Raw genomic sequence first — 17,608 nt, 5'->3', positions numbered from 1 at the left:
GAGAGCATGCGGCGAGAGCCGCAGGATGGCGAGGCAAGCCCCTCGGCGCGTGAGAGCATGCGGCGAGAGCCGCAGGATGGCGAGGCAAGCCCCTCGGCGCGTGAGAGCATGCGGCGAGAGCCGCAGGATGGCGAGGCAAGCCCCTCGGCGCGTGAGAGCATGCGGCGAGAGCCGCAGGGTGCCGAGGCAAGCCCCTCGGCGCGTGAGAGCATGCGGCCAGGGCCGCAGGATGCCGAGGCAAGCCCCTCGGCGCGTGAGAGCATGCGGCCAGGGCCGCAGGATGTCGAGGCAAGCCCCCCGGCGCGTGAGGGATAAGGACTGGGGAACTAGGATTCGAACCTAGACTAACTGGTTCAGAGCCAGTCGTGCTACCGTTACACCATTCCCCAAACGCGTCGAAAAACGACGATCTTCGCCTCGCGATCCCCTCATGCAGAGGGGTGGCGACGGCGAGCTATCATGGAGCTCGAAAAAGAGCCTAGCCTCTCGCGCCAGGCCTGACAACGCCGGCGGAGTCGCGCCCGCCGCTTCTCCGGAGGGGTGCCGTGGAGCCCACGTTCGCGCTGGAGGTTCAGCAGCCCGGCCAGCAGCCACGGCTGGTGCCGCTCGCCAAGGAGCGGACGGTGATCGGCCGGTTGCCGGCCTGCGACGTCAGCTTCCCCGACACCAATGTCAGCCGCGAGCACGCCGTCGTCCATCTCGCCGACGGCGTCGCGAGCCTCGAAGACCTCAAGTCGCGAAACGGCACCACGCTCAACGGCAAGCCGGTGAAGGCCCGCGTTCCGCTCGCCGACGGCGACGAGATCCGGATCGCCACCAATGCCATCCGCTTCGTCAATCCGACGGCGCGGCGGCTGCGCGCCGTGCTCGACGACACCGAAGCCGCCGGGTTCGTCGACACCGACTCGCAGTCGATGATCGTCTCGCGGCTCGACCCGTCCGACGCCGCCAGCGGATCGCAGTCCAACGAAGACGCCGCCGCCAAGCTGCGCGCGATGCTCGAGTTCTCCCGGCTGATCGGCAATGCCAAGGCCGTCGACGAATTGCTCCCGCGCCTCGCCGACGCGCTGTGCGAGCTGTTTCCGGGGGCCGAGCGGGCGTTCATCCTGATCGTCGATCCGGAGTCGAAGCGGGCGGTGCTCCGCGCGAAGCGGATCCGCGGTCGCCCCGAGCCGGGGCCGATCCGGCTGAGCCGCTCGCTCATCGACCAGGTCATCGGCACGCGGACGGCGATCCTCTCGGAAGATGCCGGTGCCGAGTTCAACATGAACGAGAGCATCATCCAGAGCCGGATCCAGTCGGTGCTCTGCGTGCCGGTGCAGCGGGCCGACGGCGAGGCGCTCGGCGTGCTGTACCTCGATTCGCGCGAGGCGCGGTCGAGTTTCACCCCGCAGGATCTGGCGGTCGTCGTCGGCCTCGCGGCACAGGTGTCGCGATCGCTCGAGCTGGCCGTGTCCCACGACGAGGAAATCGCCCGCGCGAAGCAGCAGCGCGACCTCGAGCACGCGCGCACGGTCCAACGCGGATTCCTGCCGCGCGAGCTTCCCGAGATCCCCGGCTACGACGTGTTCCACCACTACGAGGCGGCGCGGCAGGTGGGAGGGGATCTGTACGGCTACGTCTCCCTCCCCGGCGGCCGGTTCGCCGCCTACCTGGCCGACGTCTCCGGCAAGGGGGTGTCGGCGGCGCTGGTGATGATGTTCCTCCAGGGGGAGATCCGCTTCCGCCTGGCCAGCGAGCCCGACGTGGCCACCGCCCTGACACGGATCAGCGACGCCTTCTGCCGCAGCGACTGGGACGGCCGCTTCGCGACGGCGCTGGTGTGCGTCATCGACCCGGCACGGCAGCGCGCCACCATCGGCAACGCCGGCCACCATCCGCTCCTGGTGCGCACCGCCGCGGGCGAGGTCCGCCTCGTCGCCGACGGGATCGGCAACCTGCCCCTCGGCTACGACCCCGGCCACGCCTACTCCGCCTGCGAGATCGACATCGGGCCGGGTGACATGCTCGTGTTCACCACCGACGGGATCACCGAGGCCCTCGACAACGACGGCGGCCTGTACGGGCTCGACCGCCTCGGGGCGGTGCTCGGCGCCGCGGGAGGCTCGGCCACCGAGATCGGGGCCCGGATCCTCGAGGACCTCGACCGGCACACCGCCGGAGAGGTGCAGAGCGACGACATCTGCCTGATGTGCGTGCGCCGGCTGCCCACGGGAGAGTGAGCGGGCGGAAACGTCAGCGTCGTGGCCGGGGGATCCGTCCGCCGGGGGCGGGCCCCCCCTTGCCGCGGCCGGGCCGGCCCCGTCCGCCCCGCCCTGGCCGAGCCGGCGGCGCTTCGCCGCGGAGCGCTCCCATCCGGTCGCGGATCGCGGCGGCGCGCTCGAAATCGAGCTCCGCGGCGGCCTCCATCATCTCGGCCTCGAGCCGCTCGAGCAGCTCCGCGGTGTGGCGCGACGATTCGTCGGTCTTCCCGACCGCGTCGAGGGCGGCGGCCCGCGCGGCCGCCTCGGCCTCGATTCCCGCGCGCAGCTCCTTGCGCACGCTCTCCGGGGTGATGCCGTGGGCCTCGTTGTAAGCCTGTTGGATCTCGCGGCGCCGGGCAGTCTCGTCGATCGCCTGGCGCATCGACTCGGTGATGATGTCGGCATACAGGATCACGCGGGCGTCGACGTTGCGCGCCGAGCGGCCGATCGTCTGCATCAGCGACGACTCGCTCCGCAGGAATCCCTCCTTGTCGGCGTCGAGGATCGCCACCAGCGCCACCTCCGGCAGGTCGAGCCCCTCGCGGAGGAGGTTGACGCCGACGAGCACGTCGAACGCCCCGGCGCGGAGGTCACGGAGCAGCTCGACGCGTTCGAAGGCGTCGAGCTCGCTGTGGAGCCACTTGCAGCGGACCTTCCGCTCCTGGAAATAGGCGGCGAGGTCCTCGGCGAGCTTCTTCGTGAGTGTCGTCACCAGCACGCGGTGGCCCGCCGCCACCGTCTTGTGGATCTCGCCGGTGAGGTGCGGCACCTGATCGCGCGCCGGCACGACCTCGATCCGCGGGTCGAGCAGGCCGGTCGGGCGGATCACCTGCTGGACCACCTCGCCGCCGGTGCGGTCGAGCTCCCACGGGCCGGGCGTGGCGGAGACGAACACCGTCTGGTGGAGGCGGGTCTCCCACTCGGCGAACGTCAGCGGACGGTTGTCGAGGGCGCTCGGCAGCCGGAACCCGTGGTCGACGAGCGTCATCTTCCGGCTCCGGTCGCCGGCGTACATGCCGCGGACCTGCGGCACGGTGACGTGCGACTCGTCGACGAAAAACAGGAAATCGGGCGGGAAGTAGTTGAACAGCGTGTCGGGGGTGCTGCCCGGCGCCCGGCCCGACAGCGGCCGGGAATAGTTCTCGATGCCGGGGCAGAAGCCCGCCTCGAGGAGCATCTCGATGTCGAACCGGGTCCGGGCGGAGAGGCGCTGCGCCTCGAGGAGCTTTCCTTGGCTCTTCAGCTCGTCGAGCCGCGCCTCGAGCTCGGCGCGGATCGTGGACACGGCGGCACGGACGCGGTCTTCGGGCATCACGAAATGGCGCGCCGGGTAGAGGTACAGCTCCTCCTTGCGGGCCACCACCTCGCCGCTGGTCGGGTGGGTGACGGCGATCGACTCGATCGTGTCGCCCCACAGTTCGACGCGCGACGCGAATTCGTCGTACGGCGGCCAGATGTCGATCGTGTCGCCGCGGACGCGGAACCGGCCGCGCTCCAGCGCCATGTCGCCGCGCTCGTAATGGATCGCCACCAGCTTGGCGAGCAGTTCGTCGCGCGACGTGGTCCGCCCCGTGGCCAGCCGCACGACCATCGCCCGGTAGTCGTCGGGCGAGCCGAGACCGTAGATGCACGATACGCTGGCCACCACGACCACGTCGCGGCGGCTGACCAGGGCGCTGGTGGCGGCGAGCCGGAGGCGGTCGATCTCCTTGTTGATCGCGGCATCCTTCTCGATGTAGATGTCGCGCTGCGGGATGTAGGCCTCGGGCTGGTAGTAGTCGTAGTAGCTGACGAAATAGTGGACGGCGTTGTGGGGGAAGAAGTCGCGGAACTCGGCGTAGAGTTGCGCCGCGAGCGTCTTGTTGTGCGACAGCACGAGCGTCGGCCGGCCGACCCGGGCGATGACGTTGGCCATCGTGAACGTCTTCCCCGAGCCGGTCACCCCCATCAGCACCTGGGCGGGGCGCCCCGTGGCGATCCCGTCGACGAGCGACTCGATCGCCGCCGGCTGGTCGCCGGCGGGGACGTAGGGGGCGACCAGTTCGAACAGTCCGGGGCACAACGGTGCGGGCGTCGTCACGGCGCGGGGCCTCCGGCGGGGAGGGGACGGAGGTGGGGGCGGAGGCGATCCAGCGTGGCTGGACCGATCCCCGGCACGTCGAGGAGGTCTTCGGGCCGGGTGAACGGCCCGTGGCTCGCGCGGTGGTCGACGATCCGCGCCGCCATCGCCGGGCCGAGACCAGGGAGGGGCATCAGCTCGGCGGGCGCCGCGGCGTTGATGTCGACGGTGTAGGCCAGTGGCACCGTCGGGGGAGCGTCGTGGTGGACGAGCCCCCCTCCGCGTCGAGCGGCGACGGCCATCCACGTCGCCACGCCGACCAGGCCGACCGCGACGCAGGCCGCCAGCAGCGGTTGCGACCGGGGGGGAAACGCTTCCTCGGGAAGCCGGAACGGCATCGGGGCGGGTCCGGGGGGCGGGTCCGGGGGCGACGCCGTACTATAGCCCCCATGGCGTTCCGGCCGCCCGCCTCCGGCGCTCCCCTTCCCTCCCCCTGCCCTGCCCACCATGACGCGTGATTTCGACCAAGCCGCCTGGGACGACGCCTTGGCCGCGCACGTCGCCTCCCGGGCACCGGAGTGGCTCGCCGAGGATCTTGGCCACGAGTGTGACTGGACGACCCTCGCCACCGTGCCCGCCGCGGCAACGGCGTCGCTGGCCGTCGTCGCCCGCCGGGATGGCGTGATCGCCGGGCTGCCCGCGGCGGCGATCGTCGCGCGGGCGGTCGATCCGGCGCTGTCGTTCGTCGCCGCGCTCGCCGAGGGCGCGCGGGTCGAGCGGGGAGCGGCGGTGGCGACGATCTCCGGCCCGACGCGTTCGATCCTCACCGCCGAGCGGACGGTGCTCAACCTCCTCGGTCGCACCTGCGGCGTGGCGACCGGCACCGCCCGCCTCGTCGAGGCCGTGGCCGGCACGCGCTGCCGGGTCTACGACACCCGCAAAACCGTGCCGGGGTGGCGGCTGCTCGACAAGTACGCGGTCCGCGTCGGCGGCGGGTGGAACCATCGCCATGGCCTCCACGATGCGGTCCTCATCAAGGACAACCACCGGGCGGCACTCGCCGAGCGGGGGATCGACGCCGCCGGCGCGGTGCGCCTGGCGCGGGAGTTTCTCGCGACCACCCTGCCCCCTGAGCGGGTAGCGCGGATGGTGGTCGAGATCGAGATCGACAGGCTCGAGGACCTCGAACCGGTGCTCGCGGAGGTCCCCGACGTGGTGCTCCTCGACAACATGCAGCACGGCGATCTCGCCGCGGCGGTGGCCGTACGCGATCGGCTCGGCGCCGACGTCGCCCTCGAAGCCTCAGGGGGCATTCGACCGGAGACGATTCACGCCGTCGCCGCCACCGGTGTCGACCGGATCAGCAGCGGCTGGCCGACCCACGACGCGCCGTGGCTCGACGTCGCGCTCGACTGGTAAGCGCGGTATCTCCCCGGAGATCCCGACGGATCGACGTCGGGACAGGTATCGGGGACCGCTCAGCGGCGATCAGACGCCGAGCAGGCGGTTGCGCTTCGTGCGCCGTTCGGCCCGCAGCCGGGCCCGGCGCCGCGTCTCGCTCGGTTTTTCGAAGAACTCGCGCCGCCGCATCTCCTTCTTGATGCCGCTGCGCTCGACCAGTTTGCGGAACCGGCGAACCGCTTCCTGGATGCTCTCGCGCTCACGAACCGTCAACTTCACCATGTGAAACCTCGGTACTCATCTCGGGACGACAGTTGGATCATGAAGACCTCCTTCTGCCAGGGATTCAGCGACGTTCCTCGGCTCGCGTTCGGGACCATGCTCGGCCGCGGCCGGCCCGCCGCAGTGGGCGTGGACCACCGTCCGCGGCACGGCGGCAGGATCGCTGACGCCGCCGCGGAAAAACGCTGCCGGGGACTTTGGGAAGCCCACTAGGATAAAAAATCGGCAGCGGAACGTCCATTGCGGGAGCCGGAATACCGCCGGCACAATGCCCCGACGTGGGCAAACGCCGGGTAAGTGCCGTTCAGGACCGGACATGGCGACGATCCCCCTGGCAGCGGCGTGGAGCGTGTGCCGGCTCGTGGCGGCCGGCCCGGCTGCCGTGGCGATCCCGGCAATCTGGCCTCCCGACGGGGGAATCCGGCGGGAGGTGATCGCGGCGGGTGTCGGGGTCGCCCTCCTCGTCGCCCTCCTCCCCCGCGGTCGCCGGCGGATGGCGCTGGTGCCACTGGCGCTGATCCTCCTGGCGCCGCTCCCCTCCGCGGTCGCCCTCCTCTTCCCGGAGTCGCAGGGATCGGCGGCGACTGCCGCGGGGCTGGCCCGGTTCGCGCTGTTGTCGTCGTTGTTCCTGTCGGTGGTCGTGCTCGCGCTGGTGGTGGCGTGGGAACGCGTCGCGCGCCCCCTGCCGCGGATCTTCCTCGACGTCGTCCGGTCGCTGGCCGTCGCCGTCGCGTTGATCGTGATCCTGTCGGAATCGGGCGTCGATCCGCAGAGCCTGTTCACCGGGTCGGCACTGTTCACCGCCGCGCTCGGGTTCGCCCTCAAGGACACGCTCGGCAACGTGTTCGCCGGGCTGGCGATCCACGCCGAGCATCCGTTCGCGGTCGGTGACTGGATCCAGTACGACACCAATCAGGCCCACATCGGCCGGGTGGTGGAGATCAACTGGCGGGCGACCAAAGTGCTGACGCTCGACGAGGCCTACGTGATCATCCCCAACGGCCAGCTCGCCCAGGCCTCGATCCGAAACTTCACCAAGCCCGATCCCTGGTCGCGTCGCTCGCTGTACGTGATCACCCCCTACGACGTTTCGCCGCAGCGCGTCCAGCGGATCATCCTCGAGGCGATCCGCGGCAGCTTCGGCGTCCGCGACGAGCCGCCGCCGTCGGTCGTCACCAACGATTTCAAGGACCGTGGCGTCGAGCACTGGGTGCGGTTCTTCACCACCGAATTCGACAAGCGCGACCGGGTCGACGGCATGGCGCGCGACCGGATCTGGTTCGCGCTGGCACGGCACGGGATCGAGATTCCGGTCGCGACGCAGGCGATCCGGCTCCAGCAGCTCCCCCCGCCCCCGGCGGCGGAGCCGTGGGAAGCCGCGGTCGAGCGCCGCGTCGCCCTGCTCGGTGGCATCCCCCTCCTCGCCGACCTCGACGACGGCCAGCGCCGGCGTCTCGCCGCGGAGAATCGCGAGCTGGTGTTCGCCGCCGGCGAGCCGGTGGTCCGCGAGGGGGACGTGGGCGACAGCATGTTCGTCGTCGTCGACGGCGAGGTCGACGTGCGGGCCGCGGGCGGGGCTCGGGGCACGGTTTCGCTCGCGCGTCTCGGCCCGGGGCAGGTGTTCGGGGAACTGTCGCTGTTGACCGGTGCGCCGCGCTCGGCCACCGTGGCCGCGACGGTGGAAACCCGGGTCCTCGAGATCTCCAAGGCCTCGATCGCCCATCTGCTCGAAGCCGAGCGCGGGCTCGTCGACAAGCTCGGGGCAGCGCTGGCCGCGCGGCTCGCCGACCGCTCCCGGCTCCTCACCGGGGAAGCGGTCGCGCCCGCCACCGAGCCCGACATGTTCCGCCGGATCAGGGATTTTTTCGCGACCTGACCACAGGCTCCCGCGCCCTTCGAGGACCGTCCGATGAAGGTCGAGTTGCTGCCCTCCGCGCTCCCCGGCGGCGACCACCAATTCCTCGTCACGTACCTCGTCGACGGCGTCGTCGCGATCGACGCCGGGGCTCTCGGGCTGGTCGCCGACCTGCGCCGCCAGCGCGCGGTCCGCCATGTGTTCGTCACCCACGAGCACCTCGACCACATCGCCTCGCTGCCGCTGTTCCTCGAAAACGTCTACGAGCCGGGGCCGGAATGCGTCGAGCTGCTCGCCTCGCCCGCCGTGCTCCGCTTTCTCCACGACGACATCTTCAACGGCCGCGTCTGGCCCGACTTCTTCCAGCTCTCGCGCCCCGCCGACGCGTTCGTGAACCCGTCCCCGATCGAGGCCCTCGTCCCGGTCCGGCGGGCCGGTCTGGCGATCACGCCGGTGCCGGTCTCCCACTCCGTCGAGACCCTCGGGATGATCGTCGACGACGGGCGGACGGCGGTCGCGTTTCCGTCCGACACCGGCCCGACCGAACGGTTCTGGCAGGTGCTCGCCGCCGTGCCGAACCTCGCCGCGGTGTTCCTCGAATGCAGCTTCCCCGACTCGCGGGCCGACCTTGCAGAGGTCACCGGGCACCACTGCACGACCACGTTCGCGGCCGAGGTGCGGCGCTTCGGGCGCGACACACGCTGGATCGTCGTCCACCGCAAGCCGCGATTCGCCGCCGAGATCGCCCGCGAGATCGACGAACTGGGGCTCCCCGGCGTGGAGCTGGTCGTCCCCGGCCGGGTCTACGAGCTCTGACCGGCCGCGCCGCCGTCAGGCCTTGCGGCTCTGCCGCTTGCGGTCGTGCTCGGAGAGGAGGATCTTGCGGAGCCGCACCGTCTCGGGGGTGACCTCGACCAGCTCGTCCTCTTCGATGTACTCCAGCGCCTCCTCGAGCGACATCCGCCGCGGCGGCTTCAAGAGGATGTTGCGGTCGCTGCCGGTGGCCCGCATGTTCGTCAGCTTCTTCTCTTTCGTCGGGTTGACGATCATGTCTTCGCTGCGCGCGTTCTCGCCGACGACCATCCCCTCGTAGACCTCGTCGCCCGGGGCGATGAACAGGTCGGCCCGCTCCTGGAGGCCGTCGAGCCCGAACGCCACCGCGCGCCCCGGCACCATCGACACCAGCACGCCGTTGGCCCGGCCCGCCACCTCGCCTTCCATCGGGCTCCATTTCTCGAACCGGTGGTGCATGATCGCCGTGCCCTGGGTGGCGTTGAGGACGCGCGTCCGCAGGCCGATCAGCCCGCGGGCCGGGATCGAGAACACGGCGTGGACGAACTCGCCGCGGTTTCCCATGTGGACCAACTGCCCGCGCCGCGCGCCGGACAGCTCCATCACCGGCCCGAGCTTGTCGGCCGGCACCTCGATGACGAGCGTCTCGAACGGCTCGAGGACCTGCTCCCCCTCGCGGCGGAGGATCACGCGCGGCTTGCCGACGGAGAGCTCGTAGCCCTCGCGGCGCATCGTCTCGATGAGGACCGAGAGATGGAGCAGCCCGCGGCCCGACACCGAGAATTGCTCACTGCCCTCGATCGGCTCGACGCGGAGGGCGACGTTGCGCTCGAGCTCGCGGAGGAGCCGGTCGCGGAGGTGGCGGGTGGTGACGAACTTGCCGACCCGGCCGGCGAGCGGCGAGGAATTGACGCCGAACACCATCGATAGCGTCGGCTCGTCGACCGCGAGGCGCGGCAGCGGCCGCGGGTCGACCGCGTCGCAGATGGTGTCGCCGATCTCGACCCCCTCGATGCCGCTGACGGAGGCGATGTCGCCGGCGGTCGCCGTCGCGGCATCGACGCGCCCGAGCTTGTCGAACACCTGCAGACCGACGACCTTGGCGGGGAGCAGCCGTCCGTCGGCGGTCGAGCGCATCACCTGCGCGCCTTTCGTGAGCCGCCCCGCCTCGATCCGGCCGATCGCGATCCGGCCGACGTAGTCCGACCAGTCGAGCGTGGTCACGAGCATCTGCAGCGGCTCGTCGGTGGCCACCGTCGGCCCCGGCACCTTCTCGAGGACAAGGTCGAGCAGCGGCGTCATCGTCCCCTCGCGGATCGACGGGTCGTGGCCGGCGAAGCCGCCGCGCGACGAGGCGAACAGGTAGGGAAAGTCGGCGAGCTCGTCGTCGGCGCCCAGTTCGAGGAACAGCCCGAGGACCTCGTCGAGGACCTCCATCGGCCGGGCGTCGGGGCGGTCGATCTTGTTGATCACGACCACCGGCCGGAGGCGGGCCTCGAGCGCCTTGGTGAGCACGAACCGCGTCTGCGGCATCGGCCCCTCGGCGGCGTCGACGAGGACCAGCGCCCCGTCGGCCATCCGCAGCACGCGCTCGACCTCCCCGCCGAAGTCGGCGTGGCCGGGGGTGTCGATGACGTTGATCTTCGTCCCCTTCCACTCGAGCGCTATGTTCTTGGCGAGGATCGTGATCCCGCGTTCGCGCTCGAGATCGTTGGAGTCGAGGATCCGCTCGCCGGTCAGCTGGCTGGCGCGGAACTGGCCGCACTGCCGCAGCAGGCAGTCGACGAGCGTCGTCTTGCCGTGGTCGACGTGGGCGATGATCGCGATGTTGCGGATGTCGTCGCGGCGGGCGGCGGCGTTGGTGGCCGGAGCGGTCAGTTGGGTGGACATGGAACAGCGGCCGGAGCCGCCGCAAGGGGGCGGGAGCGGAGCCGGGCTCCGCCGGGGGTGGGACAGAAGGCGAGGCGGGATGGCGGTGGGAGAAACCGGGATTATTCAGGACCGGCGCAGCGACGCATAGAGCCGTTCGAGAACGGCCCACGGATCGGCCCCCGGCACGACGGCCGCGGCGGCGGCCCGCAGCGCCGGCTCGCCGGCGGACCGGAGCCGCGTCGCGGCCGATTCGGCGTCGGCCAGGGCCGTGGCGCCGGTGAACAGGGCCACCATCTCGTCCCCCCCGAGACGCGCCGTGATCGTCGCGGAGGGTGCGGCGGTCCGGAGGCGGTCGGCGGCGTGGCGGAGCCGGTCGTCGCCGGCCCGGAACCCGGCCGTCTCGTTGACCTGCTTGAGCGCGACGACGTCGGCGATGAGGAGCGCCGCGGGGTCTCGCCAGGGGGCTTCGAGGAGGTCCTCGAGGTGCCGGCGGGGGGCGAGGCCGGTGACGTGGTCGCGCTCGGGGATCATCACGGCTGGCGTGGGCGGCAGAGTGGAGACGAAGGGGATCGAACCCTCAACCCCCGCCTTGCAAAGGCGGTGCTCTCCCAATTGAGCTACGTCCCCTCGGAATTCCAAATCGCCCGAACCGCCAGCCGAAGTACGGAAGGTGCAATGGATATGGTTCCTGAGACCGGTTCGTGGGTCAAGCAGAGCGTGCCGGTCTCGGCTTGGGTTCGTGTGGAGCCTCAGCTCAGGCTCGACAGAGGGGGACGCCCCTCGCGCCTATGCCCTCGCATCGACCCGCACGAGGTTGCGACGGGCCGATGCGAGGGCGACGGCGGAGGGGCTACGCGGGTCCCTGGAGATGGCGGAAAGCCACCAGCCGCTGAGACGGCTGGAAGTACGAAGCCATCCACGGTTTCATGCAAACGGCAGCCGCGGGACGGCTGGAAGTACGAAGCCATCCACGGTTTCATGCAAACGGCAGCCGCGGGACGGCTGGAAGTACGAAGCCATCCACGGTTTCATGCAAACGGCAGCCGCGGGACGGCTGCCACAAACTGCGCGCGCCAAGATTCGAACTTGGGACCTCCACCTTATCAGGGTGGCGCTCTAACCAACTGAGCTACGCGCGCGGCGTTCGCGGCGGCCCGAAGGCCAACCGCCGAGGAACCGAGTGTAGGGACGGCGAGGGCGTTTTCCTAGGGCCTGGCCGCCGGAGGCGTGGGGGGCGGGAGGGGGGAAAATGGGGCTGGCGCGGCGCGGTGTTCCCGCTAGTGTGGCGGCCGACGATCGACCAGGTCAGCAGTGGAGTTTTCGCATGGTCTCGCCGCTTCGCACCCCCGGTTCCTGGCTCCGCCTCGCCGTCGCATCCGATGCCACCCGCACGCCGTCGCGGTCTTCCCGCGGCGGGGCGCGTGCGCACCGCTCGCTGCGCCACGCGGCCCTCGGCGTGGCGGGCCTCGTCGCCGCCGGCGGTGTTCTGGCCGGCGCCGCCGGGCCGACCGTCGAATACGCCCTCGGTCTCGCGCCGGTCCAGCCTTCGGTGGACTACGACCGGCCCGCCGCCGACGCGGCGACGCGCGCGACGATCAAGATGGAGGTCCAGGGGGGCCTCAATGCCTGGGTCGTCCGCGGGGCCGGCGGCGAGGTGCTCCGCTCGTTCGCCGACACCAACAACGACCGCGTCGTCGACCGCTGGAGCTATTTCAAGGACGGCATCGAGGTCTACCGCGACATCGACAGCGACTTCGACAGCAAGCCCGATCAGTCGCGCTGGCTCAATGCCGCGGGCAGCCGCTGGGGCATCGATGCCGACGGCAATGGCAAGCTCGATGCGTGGAAGGTTTTGTCCGCCGAGGAGGCGACCGCGGAGATCGTCGCGGCGCTCCGCGACCGCGATGCCGCCGCCTTCGCCTGCCTTCTCCCCTCGAAGGCCGAGCTCGAGGCGGCCGGGTTCACCGAGCCCCTCCTCTCCGGGCTCGCCGACCGGGCCAGCGGTGCCGAGAAGGCGTTTCGCCGGCTCGTCGAGGCCAAGGCGGTCCTCCCCGCCGAGGCGCGGTGGAACAACATGCTCGCCGGCCAGCCCGGCACCCTCCCCGCCGGCAGCGACGGGGTGAAGAAAGACATCCACGCCTACGACAACGTCGTCGCGCTGGTCGACTCGGGCGACAGTGGCGGGCAGATTTACGTCGGCTCGCTCGTCCGGTTCGGCGACGTCTGGCGGCCGATCGACGCCCCGCAGATCCCGGGCGCGGGCGGCGAGATCGCCGAGCCGGTCGGATTCTTCGCGCCGCGTGTCGGTGGCGAAGCGGGCGCCGGGCAGATGCCCGCCGAAGACGAGCGGATCAAGCCGTTGCTCGCCAAGCTCCGCGACGTCGAGGCCAAGCTCGCCGCCGCCGCCCCTGCCGACCGGGCGGCGCTGGCGGCCGAGCAGGTGAAGCTGCTCGAGACGGTGGTGGCCGATGCCGATCCCGCGCAGCGCGGCTTCTGGCAGCGGCAACTGATCGAGACGGTGGCCGCGGGCGTCCAGGACGGCAGCCTTCCCGACGGCCTCGCTGGCCTGGAGAAGCTCGGGGCCGCCGTCGCCGACGATCCCGCGATGGCGGCGTTCGTCGCCTTCCGGCTCGCCTCGTCGCGCTATGCCGCCGCGGTCCAGCAGCCCGGTGCCGACGTCGCCAAGATCCAGACCGCTTGGCTCGAGGAGCTGGCGGCGTTCGTCGAGAAATACCCCGAGTCCCCCGACACCGCCGAGGCCCTGCTGCAGCTGGCGATCGCCGACGAGTTCGAGGGGCGCGAAAAGGAGGCCCTCGAGCGCTACGGTGCGATTTCGACCCAGTTTCCCGACGCTTCCGCGGCGCGCAAGGCCCGCGGTGCGGCCCGCCGGCTGGAGAGCGTCGGCAAGGCACTCTCGCTGTCGGGGACGTCGCTCGACGGCAAGCCCGTCGCCCTCAAGGAGATGCGTGGCGTGCCCGTGCTCGTGCACTACTGGGCGACCTGGTGCGAGCCGTGCAAGGTCGACATCGCGCAGATCCGCGAGCTCTACGCCAAATACGGCCCGAAGCGGTTCGGCGTCGTCGGGATCTGCCTCGACACCGACAAGCAGCAGCTCGCGCGCTACCTCGCCGCCAAGCCGATCCCGTGGCCGCAGCTCCACGAGACGGGTGGCCTCGACGGCCCGCTCGCCCAGGAGCTCGGCGTCCTGACGCTGCCGACGATGCTCCTCCTCGACGCCCAGGGCAAGGTGGTCGATCGCAGCCTCGTGATCACCGACCTGGAAAAGAAGCTCGAGGAACTGCTGGGGGGCAAGTGATGGATCCCTCGGTCCCCTTCGCTCCCGTCCCGGCGCTGGTGGCGTTCGTCGGCAACACGTTCCTCTGCGGGTTCACCGTCGTCCACGTCGCCGGCCTGCTGGCGGCGGCGCTGTCGCGGCTCGCCGAGGGGACGCGCTACGAGCGCCTCGGCCAGGCCGCCTGCGTGCTGTCGTTGGCGGCGATCGGCGGGCTGTGCGGGCTGTCGCTCGAGGTCGGCCCCGGGGTGGCGGCCACCAGCGCCGTGACGTTGACCGGGATCACGATGATCGCCGTCGTCGATCTCCCGCGCGTCGAGCGCTGACAATCGGCCGGACCGCCCCTTTTGCCTGCCTTGCGCCATCGGCGCGGCGCCGACGGGAGGATCGGAAAAATCCTCGCCTCCGGCATGACCGGCAGCCGATCTCTTCCGCGGCAGAGGGCGCCGGCCGAAGCGGCCCGGTGGAGCCGTGGCCCTGCGGAGCCGCCGATCGCCACCGATCCAAGGAGTCATCCATGTCCATTTCGCGGTTCACCTTCCTTCTTGCGGTCCTCGCCGCCGGCACGCTGTCGGCCGCGCGGGGCGCCGACGATCTGGCGGCCAGCGTCGCCGGCCGGCTCCGCGACACCGCGGCGGTCGAAGGGCATCGGGTCACCGTCCGCGCCAAATCGGGCACGGTGTGGCTCGAGGGCCAGGTCGGTGACCGCGGCCAGATCGATGCCGCCCTCGCTGCCGCCGAGTCGGTGGAGGGGGTCGAGCGGGTCGTGAACCGGCTCTCGATCACCGAAAGCTCGCCGAAGGGGGTCCTCAACGGCCTTGCCGTTCCCGGCTCGGTGCGGGCCATCGCCGGCGGCACCGCCACGCCCCGCCCGGGCAGCGAGCCGGCCCGGCTCGGCCCGGCGGCCACGGAGGCGGCCCAGCCGACGGTCGCGGCGACCACCAAGGCCGAGCCGCGATTCGCCGAACCGGCCGCCAAGCCCTCGCGGCTGGTGCAGCTCGCCCAGGCGATCGGCCTGCCGACGATCACGATCAACACCCCGTCCGGTCCCCGGGCGACCGCCCCGCGAAACGGCGTCGTCCAGTCGTCCGGTGCGACCCGGACCCGCCAGGATGTCGCGATGCGCAGCGGCATGATGCGCCGCGGCAGCATGGGGGGCTACGACCAGACGGTCGGCGGCATGGTCGACGGTGCGATCGGCGGCGGTGACCCCGGCATGATCCCCGGCGGGATGCCGGCGGTGGGTGACGGCCAGGTCGTCCCCGGTTCGATCCGCTACTCCCAAGGCGGTCCGGTGGGCGGTCCGATGGCCGGCCAGCCCGGCGTCGGCCCGGGGAGCTACGGCCCGATGGCCGGTGGCCCCGGCGGTGGGCTCGGGGCGCCGATGCCGATGGGTGGAGCCGGCGTCGGGATGCCGCCGGTGCCGATGCGGGGCGAGGGCCCGAACCTCCCCAATTACGCCTGGCCGAGCTACGCCTCGTATCCCAACTACGCGGCCCTGCAATACCCGACCCAGTATTCGCCGACGGCCTGGCCCTACATTGGCCCCTTCTACCCCTACCCGCAGGTGCCGCTCGGATGGCGGCGGGTGTCGCTGGAATGGGATGACGGTTGGTGGTGGCTCGACTTCGACGACCGCCACTACCACAGCCACAACTGATCCGTCCGTCGCCGGACGATCGTGACCGAACGGCCCACGCCTCCGCACCGCGGAGAGGCGGGCCGTCGGCGTTTCCGGGGGCCGCCCACGTCGCTCGCGGGCCCGACGGGCGTCCTCCAGGTTTGCCAATCCCGCCGGTCACCGCCGTCGGTCGCGGCTGCCGAGCCGAGCGCCGTTGCGCCGCCGGAAAAACCCGCAAGTTCGCCGCCGTCACAGCCGATACATCCCCTGCACGCGGACAATCCGCCCCGAGGAGCTGTCACGATGGCCCGATCCCGTCTCACCCTGCCGGTCCTGCTCGTGTCGGTGGCGACGCTCTCCCAGAGCGGCTGCTTCTGGCTTACCGCCCAGGGTCCGAACATCGGCCCGCTCGCGATCCCGATCCCCGTGCCGGTCTACCTGCAAAAGCAGAAAGAAGACCAGTTCTGGGAGCAGGAGCGCTACAAGCGGGCACCGGTCCTCGGCCCGCTGGTCGCCGGCGGCCCCTGGGAGGCGCTCGACGAACCGAGCGACGACGAGGTGATGCGGGCCCTCGAGAAGGCCCGCCCCGTCCAAGGCAACTGGCCGTTCCTCTACGAGGTCCAGCGGAACCACGTCCGGATCGCGAAGTGCAAGATCGCCGACTACATCGACCCGCCCCGCCACATGCCGCTGGTCGGACCGGTCCAGCTCCACCACGCCCACTACAAGTGCACCGTCTACTTCCAGGAGGTCCGCCGGATCGGCTGGCCGGTGCCCCACACGCTCGTCGACGAGGACTGCCAGGAGGTCCTGTACATCGACCACGACCATCTCCACATGGTCGGCGATGTCGACGGCGGGTGCGACGCCAACTTCTGACCGGCCCGCCGCGCCTTGCCCGCGGCACCGCTCATCCCTCCACCCCGGCGGCGTCGCTGTCCGGGGTGGCGCCGTGCGCTCGGGCGGCTGGCGACCGGGGGATTTCCCTGTCGGGCCCCGGTTTCTTTTCCGCCGCGGCGGGGCTGGGTAAACTTCTGACGTGATCTACGAACCGACCGATTCGGCCTGGGCCTTGTCAGGTCCGGGACGGCGGCGGTGAAAGGAGCGGTGGTGCGATGATCGCCATGTTCGGTTTGGGTCCGACGGAATTGATCGTGGTCGCGGTCGTCGTCCTGCTGCTGTTCGGCTCGCGGTTGCCGAAGGTGATGCGGTCCCTCGGCCAGGGGATCGTCGAATTCAAGCGCGGCGTGCAGGGCATCGAAGACGACGCCTCCGCTGGCCGGCGCATCGACTGACGCCGCGACGGGCGGCGCTCTGCTCCCGCCGCCCCTGATCGCGTGGCGGAGGAACGCCGCTCCCGCTGGCGGGGCGGTGCCCTGCTGGCGGTGTTCAGTCGCCGGGGGCGGACGAGGCGGGCGATTCGTGAGCGGCCAGGACGGTCGGGAGGCGTGGATGTTCGGGTTGGGTCCGATCGAGTTGGTCGTCATCGGCGCGATCGCCGTGATGCTCTACGGCAAGCGCCTCCCCGAGGTGGGCAAGTCGGTGGGGCAGACGATCGGCGACCTCCGCCGGCAGTTTTCCTCGCTCCAGCGTGAGATGGACATCTCCTCGCATCTCGATCCCCGCGGCACCCCGTCGCGCCGCTCGGGCCGCCGCAGCGACGATCTGCTCGACCTCGGCGACGACCGCTCGGCCCCGCGCTTCGATCCGCCGCCGGCTGAATGACGCCGGCTGCGTGAAGCGGTCTGAATGACGCGGGGTGTGCGACGCCGGCCGGGCTTGGCCGTCGCACGCCGGCCGTGCACGGCCAGCTCGGGCGATTCGGAGGCGACGGGCAGACTGGTCGCCCCCCCGGCTTTGTCCTCGTGACGGCGGCCGGCCGGGGTGGTACGATCCGCGTGGTTTGAGTCGGGCAGCTAGCTCAGTTGGTTAGAGCGCCACGTTCACACCGTGGAGGTCACAGGTTCGAGTCCTGTGCTGCCCATCCCGGAAACCGCAGAATCCACGGGAAAAACGCTGTTTTCAGCGTCTTTTCCCGTGGATTTTTGCGTTTCTTGCGGCCCGTTGCGACTTGCTGCAAACCCTTGCGGCGCCGGCTTTTTTCCCACCCCGCGCGCCGGATTTGTTCCCACCCTGCGGGCCTCGTCAGATCCACCGCCCACGGCATCGGCGAAGTGATGCTCCCGAGCGG

Annotated in this window: 15 protein-coding genes and 4 tRNA genes; 11 read left to right on the top strand and 8 right to left on the bottom strand. The window is 71.1% G+C overall.

Annotation, left to right across the window (positions count from 1 at the left end; genetic code table 11):
• Positions 1–318 precede the first annotated feature (318 nt).
• Positions 319–389: transfer RNA gene (locus FJ309_15375), tRNA-Gln, on the bottom strand.
• A gap of 156 nt (positions 390–545) precedes the next feature.
• Between FJ309_15375 and FJ309_15370 the strand changes: the two genes are divergently transcribed.
• Complete coding sequence (locus tag FJ309_15370; protein ID MBM3955964.1) at positions 546–2,222, top strand: FHA domain-containing protein; 1,677 nt, start codon at positions 546–548, stop codon at positions 2,220–2,222.
• A 13-nt stretch (positions 2,223–2,235) separates the two neighbouring features.
• Here the strand turns inward: FJ309_15370 and uvrB are convergent, their stop codons facing one another.
• Both uvrB and FJ309_15360 read right to left on the bottom strand, forming a co-directional pair.
• Entirely contained in the window at positions 2,236–4,293 is a 2,058-nt protein-coding gene (gene uvrB, locus FJ309_15365; protein MBM3955963.1) for an excinuclease ABC subunit UvrB, read from the bottom strand.
• A 26-nt stretch (positions 4,294–4,319) separates the two neighbouring features.
• Positions 4,320–4,604, bottom strand: coding sequence for a helix-hairpin-helix domain-containing protein (locus tag FJ309_15360; protein MBM3955962.1), 285 nt, complete (start codon positions 4,602–4,604; stop codon positions 4,320–4,322).
• A 205-nt stretch (positions 4,605–4,809) separates the two neighbouring features.
• On the opposite strand from FJ309_15360, the gene nadC reads away from it, so the two are divergent.
• Positions 4,810–5,721, top strand: a complete 912-nt coding sequence (gene nadC / locus FJ309_15355) for a carboxylating nicotinate-nucleotide diphosphorylase (GenBank protein ID MBM3955961.1) — start codon at positions 4,810–4,812, stop codon at positions 5,719–5,721.
• A gap of 69 nt (positions 5,722–5,790) precedes the next feature.
• Here the strand turns inward: nadC and rpsU are convergent, their stop codons facing one another.
• Positions 5,791–5,985, bottom strand: coding sequence for a 30S ribosomal protein S21 (gene rpsU / locus FJ309_15350; protein MBM3955960.1), 195 nt, complete (start codon positions 5,983–5,985; stop codon positions 5,791–5,793).
• Positions 5,986–6,301: 316 nt separating this feature from the next.
• Between rpsU and FJ309_15345 the strand changes: the two genes are divergently transcribed.
• Both FJ309_15345 and FJ309_15340 read left to right on the top strand, forming a co-directional pair.
• Positions 6,302–7,861 carry a mechanosensitive ion channel gene (locus FJ309_15345; GenBank protein MBM3955959.1) on the top strand — a complete coding sequence of 520 codons (1,560 nt, stop codon included), beginning with the start codon at positions 6,302–6,304 and terminating at the stop codon, positions 7,859–7,861.
• Positions 7,862–7,894: 33 nt separating this feature from the next.
• Positions 7,895–8,656: an MBL fold metallo-hydrolase gene (locus tag FJ309_15340; GenBank protein ID MBM3955958.1), complete on the top strand. Its 762-nt coding sequence runs from the start codon at positions 7,895–7,897 to the stop codon at positions 8,654–8,656.
• Between the two features lie 15 nt (positions 8,657–8,671).
• Here the strand turns inward: FJ309_15340 and typA are convergent, their stop codons facing one another.
• The 4 genes from typA to FJ309_15320 form a co-directional block, all read right to left on the bottom strand.
• A complete protein-coding gene (gene typA / locus FJ309_15335) occupies positions 8,672–10,522 on the bottom strand; it encodes a translational GTPase TypA (protein ID MBM3955957.1) in 1,851 nt (616 codons plus the stop codon).
• 105 nt (positions 10,523–10,627) lie between these two features.
• Complete coding sequence (locus tag FJ309_15330) at positions 10,628–11,035, bottom strand: diguanylate cyclase (protein ID MBM3955956.1); 408 nt, start codon at positions 11,033–11,035, stop codon at positions 10,628–10,630.
• Between the two features lie 23 nt (positions 11,036–11,058).
• Positions 11,059–11,131: transfer RNA gene (locus tag FJ309_15325), tRNA-Ala, on the bottom strand.
• A gap of 438 nt (positions 11,132–11,569) precedes the next feature.
• A tRNA-Ile gene (locus FJ309_15320) sits at positions 11,570–11,643 on the bottom strand.
• 185 nt (positions 11,644–11,828) lie between these two features.
• Here FJ309_15320 and FJ309_15315 point away from each other — a divergent pair.
• The 7 genes from FJ309_15315 to FJ309_15285 all read left to right on the top strand — a co-directional run bounded on the left by FJ309_15315 (position 11,829) and on the right by FJ309_15285 (position 17,401).
• Positions 11,829–13,820: a redoxin domain-containing protein gene (locus FJ309_15315; GenBank protein MBM3955955.1), complete on the top strand. Its 1,992-nt coding sequence runs from the start codon at positions 11,829–11,831 to the stop codon at positions 13,818–13,820.
• Positions 13,820–14,122, top strand: coding sequence for a hypothetical protein (locus FJ309_15310; GenBank protein MBM3955954.1), 303 nt, complete (start codon positions 13,820–13,822; stop codon positions 14,120–14,122). Before FJ309_15315 ends, FJ309_15310 begins: the two co-directional genes overlap by 1 nt.
• A gap of 191 nt (positions 14,123–14,313) precedes the next feature.
• On the top strand, positions 14,314–15,456 hold the full coding sequence (locus tag FJ309_15305) for a BON domain-containing protein (protein MBM3955953.1): 1,143 nt from the start codon (positions 14,314–14,316) through the stop codon (positions 15,454–15,456).
• A gap of 264 nt (positions 15,457–15,720) precedes the next feature.
• The gene (locus FJ309_15300; protein MBM3955952.1) at positions 15,721–16,296 is read left to right on the top strand and encodes a hypothetical protein; all 576 of its coding nucleotides are present in this window, start codon (positions 15,721–15,723) and stop codon (positions 16,294–16,296) included.
• A 245-nt stretch (positions 16,297–16,541) separates the two neighbouring features.
• The gene (locus tag FJ309_15295; GenBank protein ID MBM3955951.1) at positions 16,542–16,712 is read left to right on the top strand and encodes a twin-arginine translocase TatA/TatE family subunit; all 171 of its coding nucleotides are present in this window, start codon (positions 16,542–16,544) and stop codon (positions 16,710–16,712) included.
• A 157-nt stretch (positions 16,713–16,869) separates the two neighbouring features.
• Entirely contained in the window at positions 16,870–17,142 is a 273-nt protein-coding gene (locus FJ309_15290; protein MBM3955950.1) for a twin-arginine translocase TatA/TatE family subunit, read from the top strand.
• A gap of 185 nt (positions 17,143–17,327) precedes the next feature.
• Positions 17,328–17,401: transfer RNA gene (locus FJ309_15285), tRNA-Val, on the top strand.
• Positions 17,402–17,608 lie beyond the last annotated feature (207 nt).

It is taken from the genome of Planctomycetota bacterium, from assembly GCA_016872555.1.
Taxonomy (GTDB): domain Bacteria; phylum Planctomycetota; class Planctomycetia; order Pirellulales; family UBA1268; genus F1-20-MAGs016.
Note: the sequence above shows the minus strand (reverse complement) of the source record. Positions and strands in the feature narration are given on the sequence as shown.

Coding starts and splice junctions, on each gene's coding strand:
- FJ309_15340 (MBM3955958.1), top strand. CDS start 7,895: ATGAAGGTCGAGTTGCTGCCCTCCGCGCTCCCCGGCGGCGACCACCAA.
- FJ309_15330 (MBM3955956.1), bottom strand. CDS start 11,035: ATGATCCCCGAGCGCGACCACGTCACCGGCCTCGCCCCCCGCCGGCAC.
- FJ309_15360 (MBM3955962.1), bottom strand. CDS start 4,604: ATGGCCGTCGCCGCTCGACGCGGAGGGGGGCTCGTCCACCACGACGCT.
- FJ309_15305 (MBM3955953.1), top strand. CDS start 14,314: ATGTCCATTTCGCGGTTCACCTTCCTTCTTGCGGTCCTCGCCGCCGGC.
- FJ309_15295 (MBM3955951.1), top strand. CDS start 16,542: ATGTTCGGTTTGGGTCCGACGGAATTGATCGTGGTCGCGGTCGTCGTC.
- FJ309_15300 (MBM3955952.1), top strand. CDS start 15,721: ATGGCCCGATCCCGTCTCACCCTGCCGGTCCTGCTCGTGTCGGTGGCG.
- FJ309_15290 (MBM3955950.1), top strand. CDS start 16,870: ATGTTCGGGTTGGGTCCGATCGAGTTGGTCGTCATCGGCGCGATCGCC.
- typA (MBM3955957.1), bottom strand. CDS start 10,522: ATGTCCACCCAACTGACCGCTCCGGCCACCAACGCCGCCGCCCGCCGC.
- FJ309_15315 (MBM3955955.1), top strand. CDS start 11,829: ATGGTCTCGCCGCTTCGCACCCCCGGTTCCTGGCTCCGCCTCGCCGTC.
- FJ309_15345 (MBM3955959.1), top strand. CDS start 6,302: ATGGCGACGATCCCCCTGGCAGCGGCGTGGAGCGTGTGCCGGCTCGTG.
- FJ309_15310 (MBM3955954.1), top strand. CDS start 13,820: ATGGATCCCTCGGTCCCCTTCGCTCCCGTCCCGGCGCTGGTGGCGTTC.
- nadC (MBM3955961.1), top strand. CDS start 4,810: ATGACGCGTGATTTCGACCAAGCCGCCTGGGACGACGCCTTGGCCGCG.
- rpsU (MBM3955960.1), bottom strand. CDS start 5,985: ATGGTGAAGTTGACGGTTCGTGAGCGCGAGAGCATCCAGGAAGCGGTT.